Source organism: Phyllobacterium sp. OV277 (assembly GCF_900104355.1).
GTDB lineage: Bacteria > Pseudomonadota > Alphaproteobacteria > Rhizobiales > Rhizobiaceae > Phyllobacterium.
In genome coordinates this window covers 900955-921157 of sequence record NZ_FNIY01000002.1, presented here as the reverse complement: position 1 = coordinate 921157, position 20203 = coordinate 900955, and the positions used below count along the sequence as shown (strand labels likewise).

The window sequence follows — 20203 nt, the reverse complement described above, 5'->3', positions numbered from 1 at the left end:
CTACCCCAGCCGGCCGAGCACAATTGCCGCAATGCCTGCAATCGCGACGCCCACGGCCAGAAACAGGCTTGGATTGAGTGCCGCGAAGAATTTTTGACGGCGGAGACGCAAGCGCATCGGATTATTCCGTGGATTCCTCGATGCTGCACTCTGCTGAACCCTGACGCCGGAATAATAAAAGCCATGACCGCGAAACATGATTGAACCTTTCTTTTGGAAAACAGGCCGTGAGGGGATGTTTTCGCGGCGGAAGATAGGGCGGGGAATGTCAGCTTTCGATTTGGTAGATTGGGCAAAACATAAGGATTTCATAAGCATCGACCGCTTGCACCGCTCTGGCCGAACCTCTATCCTTGCGATGCTCTAACGGGGTGCTTGGTCTGATCGACCGGCTGAGAGGCTTAAGGGGAAACCCTGCCAACCCGCGGAACCTGATCCGGTTTGTACCGGCGGAGGGATTAGACGCGGCAGATTTGCCGGCGCACCAATCCTTTTGAACCACGAACGATAGGAGGCGCCGATGCGGCCATTTGGGACTATTGTAAAGACCGCGGCTGTTTTGGCCGCAATCCTCGGCCTCACGCCAATTGGCGCGGCACAGGCCGAAGGCAAACTCACCGTTTACACCTATGAAAGCTTCACCGCCGAATGGGGTCCGGGACCGAAGGTCAAGGAGGCTTTCGAGAAGCAATGTGCATGCACGGTGGAATTTGTAGCCGTTGCCGATGGCGTCGCGCTGCTCAACCGCATCAAACTCGAAGGCGAATCGACAAAGGCCGATATTGTTCTCGGGCTCGACACCAATCTGACCTATGAGGCCAAGGAAACCAATCTTTTTGCGCCCCATGGCATCGACACCAGCGCGGTGAATATCCCCGGTGGCTACAAGGATGATATATTCGTTCCCTATGACTACGGCTATTTCGCCGTCATTTATGATTCGGAAAAGCTGAAAACGCCGCCCGAGACTCTGAAAGAACTTGTCGAAGGCGATCCGACGCAGAAAATCGTCATCGAAGACCCGCGCACCTCGACGCCCGGCCTCGGTCTGCTTCTCTGGGTTAAATCTGTTTATGGCGACAAGGCCGGTGAAGCCTGGGCCAAGCTGAAAAATCGCGTTTTGACCGTCACACCAGGCTGGTCCGAGGCCTATGGCCTCTTCACCAAGGGCGAAGCACCCCTCGTTCTGTCCTACACCACTTCTCCGGCCTATCATCTGATCGCCGAACGGGTGGATCGCTACAAGGCGATTTCATTCAGCGAAGGGCACTACTTGCAGATCGAGGTCGCGGCTCAAACTGTCAACGGTGCGAAAAACCCGCTATCGGCGCAGTTTCTAAGCTTCATGACCAGTCCGGCATTTCAGGACGCCATTCCCGAAAACAACTGGATGTATCCAGCGGCCAAAACCACTGACGCTCTCAACCCGGCCTTCGAGAACCTTGTGAAACCAGTCAAGACTTTGATCTTCCCAGCCGAAGAGGTTGCCAAGAACCGCAAAGCCTGGATCGATGAATGGCTGGCGGCCATGAGCCTGTAGCACCATGACTGCCACCCGTATGCTGAAACCATGGGCCGGGGCCATTGCCCTCGCCTTTCTGGCGGTGCTTGCGGGTGGCGCTCTTTTCGGCCTTGCAGGGGAAGCGCTGCGTGGAAGCACCGAAGGCTTTGCGGCTTTTGACAGCTATTTATGGCGTGTGGCGCGGTTTACCCTCATGCAGGCGCTACTATCGATGCTGCTTGCGGTTGCTTTTGCCATTCCCCTCGCCCGGGCACTGCATGAACATCCCGCCTTTCCGGGCCGGGCGCTCATCTTACGCCTCTTTGCCCTGCCATTGGCCCTGCCCGCGCTTGTCGCGGTCCTTGGCATCACCAGCATTTATGGCCGCAATGGCCTGCTTGCTTTTGGTTTTGACAAGCTTGGAATCGATGCCAGACCCAATATTTATGGCCTTACCGGCATTCTGATAGCGCATGTCTTTTTCAACCTGCCACTGGCGACACGGTTCATACTTGCCAGCCTTGATTCCATTCCCTTCGACTATTGGAAACTATCCTCGCAGCTTGGCATGGGCAGTTGGGCCCGGTTCAAACTGATCGAATGGCCGGTCGTCAGGCGCAATCTTTCCGGTATTGCCGGACTGATCTTCATGCTCTGCATCACATCGTTCACCATCGTCCTGACGCTGGGCGGCGGGCCGCGCGCAACCACGCTGGAGGTTGCGATCTACCAATCCCTGCACTTTGACTTCGACATTGCCCGCGCCGTATCGCTTACACTGCTGCAGTTGAGCTTGACGATAGCCGTTCTGCTCCTGCTCAGCCTGACGGGCAAACCGGCAGAAGAGGGTTTCAGTCTTCAGACAAGTGCCCGACGGTTTGATCGACCGAACCGGACAACAAAAATCGCCAATACAGCAATAATCGTCCTTGGCCTGTTCTTCGTTGGTCTTCCCATGGCAGGAACCATTGTCTCGGGGTTAGGCGCTGATCTGTCCCGGTTGATGACGGAATTCGCTGTCTGGCGCGCTATTATCACAAGCATCGTGCTTGGCGCGGGAGCCGCCCTCCTCTCCGTGCTTATCTCGCTCTCGCTTGTCATGGCACGGGAATATCTGCAAAGCCAAAGGCAGGCATCGGCGCCAAGATTTTTCGAGCGTTCGCTGGATCTGGGTGCAAGCCTGATCATGGTCGTACCGCCCATCGTCATTGGTGCTGGCTGGTTCATTCTTTCACGCCATGTGATCGACCCATTCAGCCTTGCGCCTGTTATGGTCATTTGCGTTAATGCCGCCATGGCCGTGCCTTTCGCCTTCCGCATCCTGCGCCCCGCCTGGGATACGGCTGCAAGCCGTCACAACAGGCTTTGCCTTCAACTCGGCATATCAGGGTGGGATCGGTTGCGCCTGATCGACTGGCCCGTCTTGCGCCTGCCCATAGCTGTTGCCTTCGCCTTTGCCATGGCCCTGTCGCTTGGCGATCTTGGAACCATCGCGCTCTTCGGCAATGATTCCATCCAGACTCTGCCTTTCCTGCTCTTGCAGCGCATGGGAAGTTATCGCACACAGGATGCAGCAGGATTGGCGCTGATCCTGGGCGTTCTCTGCCTGTTGCTGATGTTCACGGCAGATCGCGGTGCTGCCAGCCTCACCCGACAGGACAATGAAAGAAATGACTGAACCGGTGAGAAAGTTGGTGGGGGGCGGAGCAGCGATCCGGCTTGATGCCGTTCGCTTCGATTATGGTGACATGGCCATGCATTTCGACTTTGCCATCGAACCATCATCCATCGCTGCGATCATTGGACCAAGCGGTGCGGGCAAGTCGACCGTTCTCAATCTGATAGCCGGGTTTGAGACGCCTGTATCCGGCCGGGTGTTGATCGGTGATCAGGACATGACCGAGATCGAGCCCTCGCAGCGACCGGTTTCGATGGTGTTTCAGGAGAACAATCTGTTTGCCCATCTCGATGTCGCCGCCAATGTCGGCCTTGGCCGCAAGTCCAGTCTTCGGCTCGATGAGGCCGATCATGCTGCGGTCCGTGATGCTATCGCAAAAGTTGGTCTTGCCGGCAAAGAGCAACGCAAACCACAGGCATTATCGGGAGGCGAACGCCAGCGTGTGGCCATTGCGCGTGCGCTGGTTCGTAACCGGCCTGTGCTGCTGCTGGATGAAGCCTTTGCTTCACTTGGTCCGGCGCTGCGCCATGAAATGCTTGATCTTGTCAGCCAACTTCAAAAAGACACCGGAATGACCGTTGTCATGGTTACACATCACCCCGAAGATGCCCTGCGCCTACCATCAACGTTGTTTTTCCTTGAAAATGGCCGGGTTGCAGCGTCAGGTCCTGCCCGGGAATTGTTATCGACCAAGGGTCCTGCGCTGTTGCGAAAATATCTCGGCTCGCAAGAGTTATCACTTTGACATATTTTGTACTCAATGGGTCTCATAAGAAATCAATGAAATTCTTGCTCCCGCCTGCTCAACGGGTTAGCTAGAAAGTAAGCACGCCGATTCCGCAGGCAAAAGACGAGTGAGAACTTGATTTTAGCGTTGGTACTGGCGCCGTACGACATGAGGACATGATTCTGGGCTCGCACATTCTCCCGATAGGCAATCGACGATTCTTTCCGGCAGGGCGAGGCACGACTGTGGCTTCGGCAACGCTGCTGCTTGCCTTTCTGTCAGGCTGCCAAGTCTTGAATGTAACGAAGGAAGATGCGCTTGGGCCGTCGTCCAGCCCTGTCATCGTTGACAACGTCTCGAAGAATGACCGTCTGGCGAAACTCAGTGCCGAACAGCATCCGCGTATCCTTGCCACCTATGGCGGCGAGTACAAGGATGCAAAGCTCGAGCGCATGGTTGCCAAGGTTGTCGGCAATCTGACCACCGTTTCTGATAATCCGACCCATACCTACCGCATCACCATTCTGAATTCGCCCAATATCAATGCCTTCGCGCTGCCGGGTGGATATCTCTATGTCACACGCGGCTTGCTCGCCTTGGCCAATGACAGCGCGGAACTCGCTGCTGTTATCGCCCACGAAATGGGCCACGTCATCGCCAATCATGGTGTTGAACGTCAACAGCGCGAGGCGGAAGCTGTTATTGCCGGGCGTGTTGTATCGGAAGTTTTGCAGGACGATCAGGCAGGCCGCGAGGCCCTCATTCGCGGCAAGCTGCGTATGGCGCAGTTCTCACGCAATCAGGAACTGCAGGCTGACGCCATCGGCATCAAGATGATCGGTGAAGCTGGTTATGATCCCTTTGCCGCCGCGCGGTTCCTGCAATCCATGGCGGCCTATTCGGATTTCCGCAACGTCTCCGGCGCCACCGATGCCAGCCTCGACTTCCTTGCCAGCCATCCCTCCGCGCCGCAGCGTATTGAGCTTGCGCGCGGCCATGCCCGCAAGATCGGTGCGCCGGGTGTCGGTACGACCGACCGCGATTCCTTCCTGCAAGGCATTGACGGGCTGCTTTATGGCGACACACCGGAAGAAGGCTATGTGCGCGGTCGTACCTTTGTGCATCCGCTGCTTGGTGTCAGCTTTACGGTTCCAGATGGCTTTGTCATCGACAATTCGGCTGCCGCTGTCATGGCAACGGGACCCGGCGAAGTCGCGATCCGTTTTGACGGAACGCAGATATCCGGCAAGACATCCATGGTCGATTATATGCGCAGCGGCTGGGTCACGGGCCTCGACAACGCCAGCGTCAAGGCAACGACCTTCAATGGCATGCCTGCCGCGTCGGCAAAGGCCAAAGCGGATCGTTGGGAATTTGATATTTTTGTCGTGAACTCCGGCGACCGTATCTATCGCTTCCTGACAGCAGCACCGACGGGCAGCACTGCATTGATGCCAGCTGCACAAACGGTCACACAGAGTTTTCATCTACTGACGCCGCAGGAAAAGGCCAATATCAAGCCGCTGCGTATCAGGGTTGTCACGGTCAAATCGGGTGATACGCTTGCCAGCCTGTCCAACCAGATCATGGGAACAGACCGTAAGCTCGATCTCTTCCGGTTGATCAATGCCCTGCCGCCGGGCGGTACGGTTTCCGTCGGCGATAAGGTCAAGATCATTAGCGAATAACAAAAAAGCCCGGTAAAACCGGGCTTTTTGTTGAAATGGATGAACCCGTTTTTATGCGGCTTCTTCCTGTTCGTCTTCGACGGAAACGTCTGCGTCAGCTTCAGCTTCGACTTCATCAGTCTTCGCGCCACGCTTGGGACCCTTGGCGAGATTGACTTCAATCAAACGGACAGCTTCGGTTTCCGACATCTTGTTGACGGCGGAAATTTCACGAGCCATGCGGTCGAGTGCTGCTTCATAAAGCTGGCGTTCGGAATAGGACTGCTCCGGCTGGTTGTCGGCACGGAAAAGATCGCGAACAACTTCTGAAATGGAAATCAGGTCGCCCGAGTTGATCTTCGCATCATATTCCTGCGCGCGGCGGGACCACATGGTGCGCTTGATACGGGCACGTCCCTGAACGACCTTCAGAGCACGTTCTACATAATCTGTCTCGGAGAGCTTGCGCATACCAATGGCGGTTGCCTTTGCAACCGGTACTTTCAAGCGCATCTTATCTTTTTGAAAGTCAATGACAAAAAGCTCAAGCTTGTGGCCTGCAACTTCCTGTTCTTCAATATTGACGATCTGTCCTACACCATGAGCCGGATATACAATAAACTCGCCCGTTTTGAATCCGATACGCTGGGCGGTCTTTTTCTGCGGAACTGCTGTCATGCGCTTCATTACTCCCTGCTGCGCCCGGCAAAACGCACCGGTTAAACCAATCACTGGAAACCGGAACCCGGTTTGTCGGCCGTCAATAATGTCGCGCAAAGCAATCCAGACCAAACAGCAGGACAGGTCACAACCAAATAACCTCAACCTGAACTGTTAAGTCCGGAAAAAATCTAGCCGATTGGTGATTTATGCTTTAGCGCCACGAAATTGACGTCCAATGATCAACATATCGACAGACCATAACACGAAAAGTGATCAGAATCAACTTTTTGCTGCACATGCTCAAATTAAACGTATTGCAAGACTTGATTTTCAGGGCAAATCAGTCTTGCGGGCAAGCATGGCGCTTTGAACAGGTCTAGTCGCCTTCGCCAGGCTCCGGTGAGAAGTACTTCTCCAGTTTACCGGTTACGCCGTCCATTGCCTTGGCGTCGTCAGGCGCATCTTTCTTCGCCGAAATATTCGGCCATTTTTCCGAATATTCCGAATTCAGCTGCAACCAGCTATCAAGCCCCGGCTCGGTGTCCGGCTTGATGGCTTCGGCAGGGCATTCCGGTTCACAAACGCCACAGTCAATGCACTCATCCGGATGGATGACGAGCATGTTCTCACCTTCGTAAAAACAATCGACCGGACAGACCTCAACGCAATCCATATACTTACAGCGGATGCAATTGTCGGTCACAACATATGTCATTTACTGGCTCCTGAAGACACCATAGTCAGTGTGTCAGCGGTTGAGGTAACGATTTGGCACCGGGCTGACAAGAGGGGAAGAACGGACTGCGGCACCAGAACGCGGCCCGAAAAATCTCGACGTGTAAAAGATTGTCTTCATCACATCAGGACATGAGCCAAAGTTCAAGTCCGCAGAGTGCCATTCATCGCATCGCGATGACCCGCCGACAAGCAACCATTGCCTCCTAATATAGTTATTCGGGAAATATTATTTTAGCCCCGCCGACGAATTGGGAGAGAATTTCGATATTTCCACGTTTTTTGTCGCAAACTAATCTTCTGGCTCTTCGTTCCGGCCCAGCATCAGCCTGTCGACTTCCCGTCGCTCGCGCTTCGTAGGGCGGCCACTGCCCGCATCGCGCCGCGGCAAAGTATCAAGGCGGCTCATCGCATCTTTGGGTGGAGGTGGTGGAGAAATATCCTCATACAGCATCCGCGCCTCTTCAGCCGGACCGCGCCGCGTGCCACCCGAGAGCACCTTGTAGATGAGAATGCGCCTGTCCAAGGTGATCGTCAGCACATCACCGGCTTTGACCCCGTGTGATGGCTGATCAATCTTGTCCTTATTGACCCTGATATTACCGCCCGATGCCAGTTTTGCCGCCAGGGAACGGGATTTAACCACCCGTGCAAAAAACAGCCACTTGTCGACGCGCTGCCGGTCCGTTCCCGTCATTTAGAGGCAAGACCTCACTTCTTCATCTGCTCCTTCAACGCCAGCAATTTGGCGAAGGGGGAGTCCATGTCGATCTTGACCGGACGCTCTTCACGTTCCGGCCGCTTACCGTGTTGCTGAGGTTTACCAGATGGCTTGCCGCCATCCTGCTTGAAGCGGTCAGCCCCAGCTGGCTTGCCGCCCTTGCCACGGAAATCCCTGCGCTCGCCGCGCTGCTCGCCCTGTGGACCGGCATTGCGGTTCGGGCGGCCCTGTTGCCGCTCTTCCGCCGGAGCGTTGCCATTGCGAGCCTGCGGCTCACGCTGATTCTCGCGCGCACCCTGCGAACGGCGGTTATTGTTGTTGTGGCGGCCTTCAAAGCGGGGAGCCTGACGCCAGAGAAGAACAGGCTTGGGCGCCTCTTCCACAACCGCAGGAGTTGCCGCAGTTTCAGCAACAGGCGCGGATGCTTCTTCTGTTACCGCAGCCGGAACTGCTTCCACAACCTCAACTACTGGTTTGACGATCGGATCACCGACCGGTTCGGCTGCTGGAGTGGTTGACGCAGCTTTTGACGCTGCAGCTGCCGTTTCCTGCGGAGCAGTTGTCTGGGCGACAGCATCAAGCTCTGCAACCTTGGCGGATACAACAGCCACATCGGTTGCTTCCGAGCGATAGCCAAGATTCTTCAGGATTTCTTCCATATCGTCGGCAGTTGCACCGAGAATGGACATCATTGCAGGCGTGACGACAAAACGGGTACCGTCATAGGCGCCATCAGGCCGTGTTCCCACACCCGGCTTCCACGCCAGTGCCGGACGAATAAGATCAGCCAGACGCTCGAGAATATCGATGCGCACCGCGCGCCGTCCGAGCAGCCTGTAGCCGCCAAGGCGGTAAAAGGATGGATCAAAAGCAGGATCGGTCACAACGGACGTGCGGCCTGCGGAAAGCACCTGCACCACATCGCCGTAACCCGGACGATCCTTGGCATCTTCCTTGAGCGCCCATAGCAGCGTCAGGAGACCCGCAGGCGCGGGCTTGAGCAAGGCAGGCAGGAAAACATGATACGCACCGAAGCGAACGCCAAGACGGCGGAGCGCTGCGCGCGAATCCTGATCGAGACCGCGAACATCCTCGGCCACATCCCGGCGCTGCAACACGCCGAAGTTTTCAACCAGCTGGAAGGCCAATCCCCGCGTGATCCCCACCAGCGCATCGGCATTGGCAAGATCAACAAGCGGTTTGAGAACCGTATCCACATGATGCGCAAGAAAACGGTCAACACGGGCAGCGACCTTGTCGCGCGCGGGTCCCGTCAATTGCTCATCGGCCAGAAGCACCGCACGCGGCTTCAACGGCTGCTCGCCCGAGACCACGGAAGCAACAGGAGCGCCGATCCAGCGCAACGTCCCATCCGAGGCAAGGGCAAAGTCGCCATTCGCGGAAGCGGCAAAGCGCTCGGCGCGATTGTCGAACTCTGTCGCCAAGGCTTTTTGTGCAGCGGCCTTTACGGCTTTTGCATCGGTTCCATCAATCTGGCTGTCCGTCGTAAAACGGAATCCATCCAAACGTCCAACATGGTGCCCTTCGACAACAACGTCCCCGGCAGGGCTAATTTCGGCTTCTAGCATTGTATTCTCTCTCAGGCGCCTCATAAGCACGCTTGTCCTGCGGTCTACGAAGCGTTTCGTCAACCGTTCATGCAGTGCATCTGATAATCTGTCCTCAATTTCACGCGTCTTTTCTTGCCAATGTGCCTGATCTGCCAGCCATCCGGGCCGATGAGACACAAAAGTCCAGGTTCTGATCTGGGCGATCCGTCGCGACAAAGCATCAATATCGCCATCGGTCGTATCAGCCCGATGTACCTGTTCGCCCATGTAGGTTTCGTTGACATGACCATGTTTCACGAGGTCTGTATAGATCGATGCGATGATATCGGCGTGCTGGGCCGGTGCTATTTTCCGGTAGTCCGGCAAAGCGCAGACATCCCAAAGCAATGCTACCCGCTCCGGCGTATTGGCCAGCGGAGCGATATCAGGGTCTTTTGACAGATATTCGAGCGCCTGCTGATCCACCGCAGGTAGCGCGCGTGTCAGTCCCTCAACCGGCGCAGGCGTATCAATCGACCGCTTCAATGCATCGATACTGGAAAAGTCAAACCGTGCCGTGCGCCACTGCAAAATCTTGACCGAATCGAAATTGTGCGATTCCACCCGCTGCACCAGCTCTTCGGAGAAGCCTGATACCTGTCCGGTCACACCAAACGTGCCATCGCGCAGGTGTCGTCCGGCGCGCCCGGCAATCTGGCCGATCTCGCCCGGCGACAGATCGCGGAACTGATAACCATCAAATTTGCGGTCCTGTGCGAAAGCGACATGATCAACATCGAGATTGAGTCCCATGCCAATCGCATCGGTCGCCACCAGATAATCCACATCGCCCGATTGATAGAGCTCAACTTGCGCATTGCGGGTGCGCGGGCTCAAAGCCCCCATAACCACAGCCGCGCCACCATTCTGGCGGCGGATCAGTTCAGCAATGGAATAGACTTCATCGGCAGCAAAGGCGACGATGGCGGTACGCGGCGGCAGGCGCGTGATCTTCTTAGAGCCAGCATAGGAGAGATGGGACAGGCGTGGACGCGTGACGACGGAAATGCCGCGCAGCAGCTTTTCCAATATGCCGCGCATGGTTGCCGCGCCCAAGAGCAGCGTTTCCTGACGCCCACGCAGATGCAGGATGCGGTCGGTAAAGATATGGCCGCGTTCCAGATCATTGGCGAGCTGAACTTCATCAATGGCAACGAAGTCCACATCGGTCTGGCGCGGCATCGCCTCAACAGTACAAACCGCATAACGCGCACCGGGCGGCTGAATCTTTTCTTCGCCTGTTATCAGCGCAACATTGGCAAGCCCCACGCGTTCGGCAACACGATTATAGACTTCACGCGCCAGCAGGCGCAGCGGCAGGCCAATCATGCCCGTCTGGTGCGCCAACATCCGCTCAATCGCCAAATGGGTCTTGCCCGTGTTCGTCGGCCCCAGAACGGCGGTGACGTCACGACCGCTCAGGATCAAAGGAAGTTCGGGGGTAGGCATAAGGTTCATCAAAAACATCCAACACCGGCACGACGGCCTTACCAAAACCAGCAAGGCATGCCGGGCATGCACTATCCGATAGCATTATCGGTATCAGACAGAAAGTATGCGGCGACCTCAAGATAAACAATTGCGATCCGATTCACGGAGTGTTCCATTAAGAAATAGAACGCGAGCAGAACGAATCAGCGACGAATCAGCTCTAGGACCAGATTCCTGCTTTGTTCACGGCCACATCTAGCTTTCTGCGGCATGAGTCGCACAAGATGCTGAATCAGCAATTGTAAGATTTGTTCGAATCCGCCCATCCGCGTTAACCTATGGCTTTTTCGGATTTCAGCATTGTACCCGCACGGCCCCAGACTCTCGCCTGATTAAGAAAATCGTAATATTTCCTTACACTTAGTTAAGCGACGAAAGGCCGAAACGGTCATTTCCGTTCACACTATGATCAAACGCAGAACGAATCAGCGACGAATCAGCGCTTTATTCATTTTCCCGTTTTGTTCACGGCTACATCTTGTGCGACTCCGGCGTAACTCGCACCAATCGCCTCCGATGAGGAACTGAAATAGGACAAGATTCAGGCGGCGGCATTAACCTTTGGCCGTCCCAGCGAGAATCACGCGCCCGTAGAAATGAAACGCCGCAGACTGTCTCCAGCCTGCGGCGTCATTCGATTTAATCTCGGATCAGCTGAAATACTGCCCGCCATTGGCTGATAGCGTCGAGCCTGTGATGAAACCCGCATCATCCGAGGCAAGGAACACGACACAGCGCGCGATTTCTTCCGGTTCACCCAGACGACCGACCGGGATTTGCGGAATGATACGCTCGTTGAGAACCTTCTCATCGATAGCCCGCACCATTTCTGTTCCGATATAGCCGGGGCAGATGGCATTAACGGTGATGCCCGCGCGCGCACCTTCCTGAGCCAGTGCCTTGGTGAAGCCGATATCACCCGCCTTGGCCGCGGAATAATTAGCCTGCCCGGCCTGACCCTTCTGACCGTTGATCGAGGAAATATTGATCACCCGGCCGAATTTGCGGTCGCGCATACCCGTCCATACGGGATGGGTCATGTTAAAGAGGCCGGTGAGATTGGTATTGATCACCTCACCCCACTGGCCCGGTGTCATCTTGTGAAACATGGCATCGCGGGTAATACCCGCATTATTGACCAGCACGGAAACCGGACCAAGATCCGCTTCGATCTTGTCAATCCCTGCAGCACATTCCTCATAATTGGAAACATCCCATCTATAAGTCGCAATGCCGGTCTTCTCCGTGAATTTCTTCGCCGCTTCATCATTGCCAGCGTAATTTGCCGCGACCTTGTAACCTGCCGCTTTCAGAGCCACGGATATGGCCGCGCCGATACCACGTGTTCCACCCGTAACGATTGCCGTTTTGGTCATATTTCCCCTCCCTAATGCATGTTGGATTTCAAAGTCAGTATTGTTAAAAAGAGACGAGGCAGCAGCCTGGAAATTTAGTGCTGCCAAGACACCGGTCCGACAAAAGCCGGACCGGGGCCTATTTTTATGATCAGTCTTTTATGCGCTCAACGCACAGGGCAACGCCCATGCCACCGCCAATGCAAAGAGTGGCAAGGCCTTTTGTGCCATTGCGACGCTTCAACTCAAAAAGCAGCGTATTGAGAACGCGGGCACCCGATGCGCCGATCGGATGGCCGATGGCAATGGCACCGCCATTGACATTGACAATGTCAGGATTGAGCCCGAGATCTTTGTTGACGGACAGTGCCTGTGCGGCAAATGCCTCATTGGCCTCAACCAGATCAAGGTCCTCCACCTTCCATCCAGCCTTTTCCAATGCCTTGCGCGATGCGGGAATGGGACCCGTACCCATGATTGAAGGATCAACACCAGCCGTTGCCCAGGATACAATGCGTGCCAGAGGCTTGATATTACGGCGCTTGGCTTCTTCCTCGCTCATCAGAACAACAGCAGCGGCGCCGTCATTCAGACCGGACGCATTGCCTGCGGTCACTGTGCCTTCCTTGTCAAAGGCTGGCTTCAGCTTGGCGAGAGAATCCAGCGTTGCGCCGTGGCGGATATATTCATCATCAGCGACAATCACGTCGCCCTTGCGGGTCTTGACCGTGAATGGAACGATTTCGTCCTTGAACTTGCCAGCCTTTTGCGCAGCCTCGGCCTTGTTCTGGGAGCCGAGGGCAAACTTGTCCTGATCATCGCGCGTAAACTGCCACTTGCGGGCAATGTTTTCAGCGGTGTTGCCCATATGATAGCCATGGAAGGCATCCGTCAGGCCATCCTTGATCATCGTATCGATCATCTTGAAGTCACCCATCTTCACACCGCCGCGCAGATGCGCGCAATGCGGAGCCATGGACATGGATTCCTGACCACCGGCAACAATGATATCCGCATCACCCGATGCGATCTGCTGCATGCCGAGGGCTACTGCACGCAGGCCGGAACCACAGAGCTGGTTGAGCCCCCAGGCCGTGGCTTCCTGCGGAATACCAGCTTCCATGGCGGCCTGACGGGCGGGGTTCTGTCCCTCACCAGCACTCAGCACCTGTCCCATGATCACTTCATCGACATCGGCACCATCGACACCGGCGCGGCTCAGCACTTCCTTGATCACCGCAGCGCCAAGCTCATGAGCCGGCACATTGGCGAAAGCGCCATTGAACGAACCGACGGCGGTTCGTGCAGCACTGGCGATAACGATGGATTGGGTCATGGACGTCTCCTCATATGGACTGCTGAATTTATTCAGCTTGGTTTCCTGAACAGAATTCCCTCCCTGCGACCGTTTGACAAGGGGCATTCGCCCTGAAGGCAAATTTAACGCTTCTGCGGCAGGGAAAGGCTAGAATGATCTGCGCAATGGATGCGCTGCACAAATCACTTTGAATTGTGCAACTTTGCCCCTATCCTCGCATGTATATGAGTTAGCGGGCACGCAAATTCGGACCGTTCGAGTCTGATGACATGAGTTGGGGAGTTCTCAGATGGCAGCCAAAACCGGCGAAATCGTCATTAAAAAATATGCCAACCGGCGCCTCTATAACACCGGCACAAGCACCTATGTGACGTTGGAAGACCTGGCCGAGATGGTGAAGAGAAATGAGGATTTCACCGTTCAGGACGCCAAGACAGGCGAAGATATTACCCATCCCGTACTGACCCAGATCATCTTTGAACTGGAAAACAAGGACGGGCAGAACATGCTGCCGATCCCCTTCCTGCGTCAGCTCATCGCCTATTATGGCGACCAGATGCAGGTGGTTTTGCCAACATTCCTTGAACAGTCGATGAGCGCTTTTGCCAAGGAGCAGGAGCGTATGCGCGAGCAACTGACGACCGCCTTTGGCAAATCACCCATCGACATGATGGACATCAGCGCGCCGGTCAAGCTTGTGGAAGAGCAAGTCCGCCGCAATACGGAAATGCTGCAACACGCCATGCGCATGTTCACGCCGTTTCCGCTCAACAAGACGGCCGGAGCAGCCGAGGCTGAAGAAGCACCCGCCGCTGAAACCGCCAAGAAGGACACAGGACTGGACGAGCTGAAAGAACAGATTGCTGCCATGCAGCGCAAGCTCGATTCTCTCGACAAGTAATCAAGGCCAAATCCGTTTTCGACTGACCATCCGGCTCTCGCGGCGGATCGGCTTTGCCTATTCTATAATCAACGCATGACCCAAGAGGATATTATGGCTCAGCTATCACTTTCCAAAGCCAATACAATTATCAAAGCTGCACTCGCCAAAGGCACTGAAGCCGGGATGCGCCCGCTTTCCGTTGCAGTGCTGGATGCCGGTGGCCATCTCAAAGCTTTCCAGAAACAGGATGGCGCTTCCATGCTGCGTTTCGAAATCGCCTTTGGCAAAGCTTTCGGCGGACTGACCATCGGTACGGGATCGCGCACCGTTGAGAAGTTTGCCAAGGACCGTCCGCATTTCGTCGAAGGACTGATTGCAGCTTCGGGTGGCCGCGTCATTCCGGTTGCTGGCGGTGTTTTGATCAAGAATGCCAAGGGTGAAATCCTCGGCGCTGTCGGTGTGACCGGCGATACATCCGATAATGACGAAATTGCCGCTATTGCCGGTATCGAAGCCGCTGGCTTCGTCGCTGACGGCGGCCAAGGCTGATCTCAGGCCTGTTCTTTTTGAACAGGCCTTGTTTTACAATCGCGTCCCGGAAAACAACCGGGGCGCGATGAAATCGACAAAGACCCGCAGCTTGGGCGACAAGTGCCGGTTCGAAGGCCAAAGCACCCAGAACTGCCCGGTCTGAACAAAGCAATCATCAAGCAGCGTGTGTAACTGACCGGTTTTTACCGCATCGGCCACAAGGAAATCCGGCATATAGGCAATGCCAAGGCCGCGGATGGTTGCCCCATAAAGCGCCTCCATATTGTTGCAGACCAGCGCCGACGAGAGGCGCAGTTCACCCTCCGTTGCCCCTCCCATAACCCAATCCTGCAATTTGCCACTTGTCGGGAAGCGATAACGCAGACATGCATGATGCACCAGATCACCCAATATCCCGGGCGTTCCGCGTCTGTCGAGATAAGCTGATGACGCAGTAAGCACCTGCCTGAAGGGCCCAAGACGGCGCGCCATCAGCGACGAATCGGGTAAGTCACCGCTGCGGATGACCGCGTCAAAACCCTCCTCGATCACATTGACGATCTGGTCGTTGAAATCGAGGTCAAGCTCGATCTCCGGATAAAGTTCCTCGAATTCCGGCAAGTGCGGCAGGAGAAAGCGATAACCAATCGTCGGCAGGCTGACACGCAAGCGTCCACGCGGTGCTTCCTTGGTCCGCGACAGCATGGACTCCGCATCACCAAGATCATCAATGATACGGCGACAGCGCTCGTAGAACAGCTGTCCCTCTTCCGTCAGGCTGATGCGCCGGGTGCTGCGCTGGAAGAGGCGTACATCCAGCCTCTGTTCGAGCCGGGCGATGGTTTTTCCGACCGCCGAGGCAGAAACACCCAGCGACCGACCCGCCGCAACGAAACTCAAGGTTTCAGCTGAACGCACAAAGGCGAAGAGACCATTCAGATTGTCCATAGCAAGCCTATTGCGGAAGTAATGTCCGCTATTATCGGACATATGCCCTAATTCTCAATGATTAAAGCCTGTGTATCATGAATTTCACTTAACTCCTCTCACATTTGATATCGCAGGTGAAAAATGACTGCCCATGCAATTCCGCACAGCTCTGCGGAAAAACTGATGATTTTGGCTGCTGTCTGCCTCGCAGCACTGGCCATGCCGATCAGCTTTACCGGACCCGCTGTAGCGCTCCCTTCCATCGCCCGCGCCCTCGGGGGCAGCCCCGTCGAACTCAACTGGGTCACCAATGCTTTCATGCTCGCCTTTGGCAGCAGCCTGATGGCATCCGGTGCACTTGCTGACAATTACGGCCGCAAGCGCATCTTCCTGACCGGCCTCGGGCTGTTTGGCCCGTTCTCGCTGGCATTGTCGCTCGTCACCAACCTTGTCCTGTTTGATATATTGCGAGCAGCACAGGGGCTTTCCAGCGCTCTTGCCTTTTCCGGTGGCATGGCAGCGCTTGCTCAGGAATTCGAAGGAAGTGAGCGCACGCGCGCCTTCAGCCTGATTGGCATCACCTTTGGAGTGGGACTATCCTTCGGGCCGATTCTCTCAGGCGTCCTCATCAGCCATTTTGGCTGGCAGGCGGCAATCCTCGTTACAGTGCCGCTTACGATTATCGCATTTGGTCTCGGCGCATCGCGGCTGCGGGAATCGCGCGATCCGGATGCTCGCGGCATTGATTGGCCCGGCGCCATCAGCTTCACGCTCGCACTGACACTTCTGACATCAGGCATATTGCAGGCGCCGGATATTGGCTGGGGACATCCTCTCGTCGTCAGTCTTCTTGTTGGTGCGATACTCGTATTCGGCATTTTCGCGATTATCGAGAAACGCGCTGCAAGGCCCATGCTCGATCTCAGCCTGTTCCGCTATCCACGCTTTGTCGGTGTTCAGCTTCTGGCGGCAGCTCCGGCCTATTCCTTCGTCGTCCTGCTCATTCTGCTGCCTATTCGCTATATCGGCGTTGAAGGCTTCAGCGAAGTTCAGACCGGTCAGATGATGCTCGCCCTCTCCGCGCCTTTGCTGATCGTACCATTTCTTGCCGCTTTGCTCACACGCTGGTTTTCGCCCGCGATATTATGCAGTGTCGGACTACTCATCTCGGCTGCTGGCCTGTTCTGGCTCAGCCGCTGCATGCCCGGTCAACCGGTAGAGCTTACCTTACCTGCATTGGTTCTCATTGGTTTTGGCATCAGTCTGCCCTGGGGGTTGATGGATGGGCTTGCCGTCAGTGTTGTACCGAAGGAACGGGCCGGCATGGCAACGGGCATCTTCAGCACGACCCGTATCGCTGGAGAAGGCATTGCGCTTGCCATTGTCAGTGCGCTTCTGACTGCACTGCTTGGCTGGAAACTGGGTGCGGTGCTTCCCGGCAGAACTGGCCCGGATGCCATAGAGGCAGCCCAGAAAATCGCGACCGGCAATCTTGCTTCAGCGTTGACCCTGCTTGATCCGGTCAGCCGCGAGATTGTGCTGCAGAGTTATGGTGAAGCATTCGGCCATCTCCTGCGAATCCTCTCGGAGATTACGGTCGTGACGGCGATCTCAATTTTTGTCGTCATGCGCATACCGGATAATGAAGCCGTAGCCGCTTGATCGACGGACAAACCAAAACCCCGGTAGATACGCGCATCTGCCGGGGTTTTGCATGACAATTAGCTCTAGCGAAAGTTGACGTCGCGGCCAGCGGAGCGCAGCGAAACGGTGAAGCCCGCCAGAATATCGAAGAAGGCCATCGCCATCAGGATGAAGAACAGTGAATGCGAGGCGGCTGGTACCAGCAGGAATTCCACCAGAAATGCCACGAAAACAAATGTCGACAAAAGATGGTCAACCACCGACGCATTGCTGGTGCGTGTTGACTTCATGATCTCGAAGAACAGCAGTGCAAGCGACAGGACGATCATCAGGTCGCCAAGCGTCATTCGCCAGACACCGCCTGATAGCATCTGAACGGAATAGAGTTGCGTAGCCCAAGGGTCCGCCCCGCCAATACCGGCCAATCCAGCGATAACCAGATTGAACACGACAAGCGGAACGATCATCAAAGGAATGTTGGAAATCACGGCATTCGCCTCCCCACGTAAATAAAAAAGACCGGCACAAGGCCGGTCCTCCTTATCACGAAATCCAGGAAGGGATTAGCCTTCTTTCGGCGTCAGAACCTGACGGCCGCGATACATGCCGGTCTTCAGATCGACATGGTGCGGACGGCGCAGTTCGCCTGAATTCTTGTCTTCGACGTAAGTCGGGGCCTTCAACGCGTCGGCGGAGCGGCGCATGCCGCGCTTCGACGGAGAAGTTTTTCTTTTAGGTACAGCCATTGTTCCTGCTCCAGTAATCAGTCAAAATCCGGCGCTGGCCCGATCGAGCCTGTCACAATGGACAAAATTCCGGAAAGTTCGGCTGGGCTATACACGTCTTGAGAGCTTTTGACCAGCAGGAGTCGCATATTTTTTGTCGCAAGCGTGGATATGCCGGGATTCAGGCCGATCCGGTGCTTATTTCACACAACCAATATATGCGCCAGCCCCCCGCGCACGACGCTCATTGAGCCTTGCCAGCGTTTGCAAGCCGCGCCCCGGTCTTGCCGGATTACGCACAATCGGGTTGGGCAGGCTTACGGCGAGAAACGCCGCCTGACGCGGTGTCAGCCTTGTCGCGCTTACCTTGAAATGATGCTGGGCTGCTGCCTCGATACCGTAAACACCCGGACCCCATTCGGCAATGTTCAGATAAATTTCCATGACTCGTCGCTTGGTAAGAACAAGATCTGTCATCATCGCCAATGGCAACTCCAGCCCTTTACGGATAAAGGACCGGCCGTTCCATAGAAACAGGTTCTTGGCAGTCTGCATGGTGATGGTGGACGCACCGCGCGTCTGCTCGCCATCCATGGCATCGGAAACAACTGAATTCATCGCGTCCCAGTCGACACCCGAATGAAAACAGAAGCGTGCATCCTCCGACATCATGACGGAATGCACCAGCACTGGGGAGATTTCGTCCATCGACACCCAGCGGCGATCATATCCGGAGAATGTCACAAGATCCTTCACCATCAAGGTGGAAATCGGATGAACAAAAGGCAGCCGGTACAGGCTGAGCAAGATGATCGGAATCATCATCAGGATGATTCCCGCCAGTATCAGGTAACGCATGATGCGCCCCAAAGGCGAGCCACCTGGGCTGACCAGATAACCTCCACCTCTTTTGTTTCTGACGAGTACCCTTGCCACACCCACCGCCTGCGTTGAAAGCCCTTCATGGACATAGAGCAATGCCTATCCAAAGGGAACCATTTCCGTGTGTTTGCAGCTATGTTCACAGGGACATCAAGGCAAAAATGCAAAAGAAATGCATCTAATCATTGACCAGCCGACAATTTTTCGCTCATTGCCAGATCATGATGACAGATCAAGGTTCTTCCCTGTTCCAGATAACGTTGCAGCACCGCGCCGCTTCGGTGGAAACGCTGCTGACTGACCTGCTTTCTGATCGCCCTGATAATGGCGAGATCAGCCGTCCTCCCCGCCTTATGGCTGCGATGAGACATGGTGTTCTCAATGGCGGCAAACGCCTGCGCCCGTTCCTTGTCATGGAAAGCGCCGCCCTTTTCGGTGCAGATACGCTTGCAGCGCTGCGGGTGGCAGCAGCACTTGAATGCATTCACTGCTATTCGCTCATTCATGACGATCTTCCCGCCATGGACAATGACGATATGCGCCGCGGCCAGCCAACGGTTCATCGCAAGTTTGACGAGGCCGCAGCGATCCTCGCGGGCGACAGCCTTCTTACCTATGCCTTCGAACTTGTTGCCGCTGAGGAAACGGAACTGGATGCGAAAGCAAAAGTTGCGCTGGTAACAACCTTGGCACGGGCCGCCGGTATTGGCGGCATGACGGGCGGTCAGACGCTTGATCTGGAAGCGGAGAAGGTAAAGCCGGATGAAGCGGGCATTATCCGCCTGCAAGCCATGAAAACCGGCGCACTGATCCGCTTCGCCTGCGAAGCAGGTGCTATTATCGGCAATGCCTCACCTGAAGATCGCGAGCGTCTGGCGGAATATGGCTCAGCCATTGGTCTTGCTTTTCAGCTGGCTGACGATCTGCTTGATGTTACCGCCGATGCTGCTGAAATGGGCAAGGCCACGGGCAAGGATGCAGCCGCTGGCAAAGCCACGCTGGTTTCCATGCATGGAATCGACTGGACGAAACAACAACTCAGCGGACTGGTGGCAGAAGCGGGAGACCTGCTTGCACCTTTCGGTGAACAGGCATCCCTGCTGAAGGAAGCCGCCCGGTTCATAGCCGAACGGCAGAGCTGA

The 20203-nt window shown here is 55.6% G+C and carries 18 protein-coding genes and 1 riboswitch; of the genes, 8 read left to right on the top strand and 10 right to left on the bottom strand.

Annotation, left to right across the window (positions count from 1 at the left end):
* Positions 1-357 precede the first annotated feature (357 nt).
* A riboswitch (TPP riboswitch) is annotated at positions 358-475 on the top strand.
* Positions 476-520: 45 nt separating this feature from the next.
* The 4 genes from thiB to BLU05_RS10465 all read left to right on the top strand — a co-directional run bounded on the left by thiB (position 521) and on the right by BLU05_RS10465 (position 5594).
* Positions 521-1540, top strand: a complete 1020-nt coding sequence (thiB, locus tag BLU05_RS10480; RefSeq protein ID WP_091879758.1) for a thiamine ABC transporter substrate binding subunit — start codon at positions 521-523, stop codon at positions 1538-1540.
* Positions 1541-1544: 4 nt separating this feature from the next.
* The gene (thiP, locus tag BLU05_RS10475; protein ID WP_091879756.1) at positions 1545-3179 is read left to right on the top strand and encodes a thiamine/thiamine pyrophosphate ABC transporter permease; all 1635 of its coding nucleotides are present in this window, start codon (positions 1545-1547) and stop codon (positions 3177-3179) included.
* Between the two features lie 16 nt (positions 3180-3195).
* Entirely contained in the window at positions 3196-3924 is a 729-nt protein-coding gene (gene thiQ, locus BLU05_RS10470) for a thiamine ABC transporter ATP-binding protein (RefSeq protein ID WP_091880244.1), read from the top strand.
* A 242-nt stretch (positions 3925-4166) separates the two neighbouring features.
* A complete protein-coding gene (locus tag BLU05_RS10465) occupies positions 4167-5594 on the top strand; it encodes a M48 family metalloprotease (protein ID WP_244518313.1) in 1428 nt (475 codons plus the stop codon).
* Positions 5595-5645: 51 nt separating this feature from the next.
* Here the strand turns inward: BLU05_RS10465 and BLU05_RS10460 are convergent, their stop codons facing one another.
* The 6 genes from BLU05_RS10460 to BLU05_RS10435 all read right to left on the bottom strand — a co-directional run bounded on the left by BLU05_RS10460 (position 5646) and on the right by BLU05_RS10435 (position 13484).
* Positions 5646-6260, bottom strand: coding sequence for a CarD family transcriptional regulator (locus BLU05_RS10460; RefSeq protein WP_175540563.1), 615 nt, complete (start codon positions 6258-6260; stop codon positions 5646-5648).
* Positions 6261-6612: 352 nt separating this feature from the next.
* Positions 6613-6951 carry a ferredoxin FdxA gene (gene fdxA / locus BLU05_RS10455; RefSeq protein ID WP_091879752.1) on the bottom strand — a complete coding sequence of 113 codons (339 nt, stop codon included), beginning with the start codon at positions 6949-6951 and terminating at the stop codon, positions 6613-6615.
* Between the two features lie 312 nt (positions 6952-7263).
* The gene (locus BLU05_RS10450) at positions 7264-7668 is read right to left on the bottom strand and encodes an RNA-binding S4 domain-containing protein (RefSeq protein WP_091879750.1); all 405 of its coding nucleotides are present in this window, start codon (positions 7666-7668) and stop codon (positions 7264-7266) included.
* 14 nt (positions 7669-7682) lie between these two features.
* On the bottom strand, positions 7683-10760 hold the full coding sequence (locus BLU05_RS10445) for a helicase-related protein (RefSeq protein WP_091879748.1): 3078 nt from the start codon (positions 10758-10760) through the stop codon (positions 7683-7685).
* 683 nt (positions 10761-11443) lie between these two features.
* Positions 11444-12169, bottom strand: coding sequence for a beta-ketoacyl-ACP reductase (locus BLU05_RS10440; RefSeq protein WP_091879746.1), 726 nt, complete (start codon positions 12167-12169; stop codon positions 11444-11446).
* 130 nt (positions 12170-12299) lie between these two features.
* A complete protein-coding gene (locus BLU05_RS10435) occupies positions 12300-13484 on the bottom strand; it encodes an acetyl-CoA C-acetyltransferase (protein WP_091880241.1) in 1185 nt (394 codons plus the stop codon).
* 271 nt (positions 13485-13755) lie between these two features.
* On the opposite strand from BLU05_RS10435, the gene phaR reads away from it, so the two are divergent.
* Together phaR and BLU05_RS10425 are read left to right on the top strand one after the other, a co-directional pair.
* Positions 13756-14367, top strand: a complete 612-nt coding sequence (gene phaR / locus BLU05_RS10430) for a polyhydroxyalkanoate synthesis repressor PhaR (RefSeq protein WP_091879744.1) — start codon at positions 13756-13758, stop codon at positions 14365-14367.
* 93 nt (positions 14368-14460) lie between these two features.
* On the top strand, positions 14461-14898 hold the full coding sequence (locus BLU05_RS10425) for a GlcG/HbpS family heme-binding protein (protein ID WP_091880239.1): 438 nt from the start codon (positions 14461-14463) through the stop codon (positions 14896-14898).
* A 33-nt stretch (positions 14899-14931) separates the two neighbouring features.
* Here BLU05_RS10425 and BLU05_RS10420 read toward each other — a convergent pair whose 3' ends face one another.
* Positions 14932-15828 (bottom strand): LysR family transcriptional regulator, encoded by an 897-nt coding sequence (locus tag BLU05_RS10420; protein ID WP_091879742.1) that lies wholly within the window; start codon positions 15826-15828, stop codon positions 14932-14934.
* Positions 15829-15951: 123 nt separating this feature from the next.
* Between BLU05_RS10420 and BLU05_RS10415 the strand changes: the two genes are divergently transcribed.
* Positions 15952-17472 (top strand): MFS transporter, encoded by a 1521-nt coding sequence (locus tag BLU05_RS10415; RefSeq protein WP_091879741.1) that lies wholly within the window; start codon positions 15952-15954, stop codon positions 17470-17472.
* Between the two features lie 65 nt (positions 17473-17537).
* On the opposite strand, the gene BLU05_RS10410 is transcribed toward BLU05_RS10415, so the two are convergent.
* The 3 genes from BLU05_RS10410 to mtgA all read right to left on the bottom strand — a co-directional run bounded on the left by BLU05_RS10410 (position 17538) and on the right by mtgA (position 19115).
* On the bottom strand, positions 17538-17942 hold the full coding sequence (locus tag BLU05_RS10410) for a hypothetical protein (protein ID WP_091879739.1): 405 nt from the start codon (positions 17940-17942) through the stop codon (positions 17538-17540).
* A gap of 75 nt (positions 17943-18017) precedes the next feature.
* Positions 18018-18200 (bottom strand): 50S ribosomal protein L32, encoded by a 183-nt coding sequence (gene rpmF / locus BLU05_RS10405; protein ID WP_008121851.1) that lies wholly within the window; start codon positions 18198-18200, stop codon positions 18018-18020.
* Positions 18201-18377: 177 nt separating this feature from the next.
* Positions 18378-19115: a monofunctional biosynthetic peptidoglycan transglycosylase gene (gene mtgA / locus BLU05_RS10400; RefSeq protein WP_091880238.1), complete on the bottom strand. Its 738-nt coding sequence runs from the start codon at positions 19113-19115 to the stop codon at positions 18378-18380.
* Between the two features lie 167 nt (positions 19116-19282).
* Between mtgA and BLU05_RS10395 the strand changes: the two genes are divergently transcribed.
* Complete coding sequence (locus BLU05_RS10395; RefSeq protein WP_175540561.1) at positions 19283-20203, top strand: polyprenyl synthetase family protein; 921 nt, start codon at positions 19283-19285, stop codon at positions 20201-20203.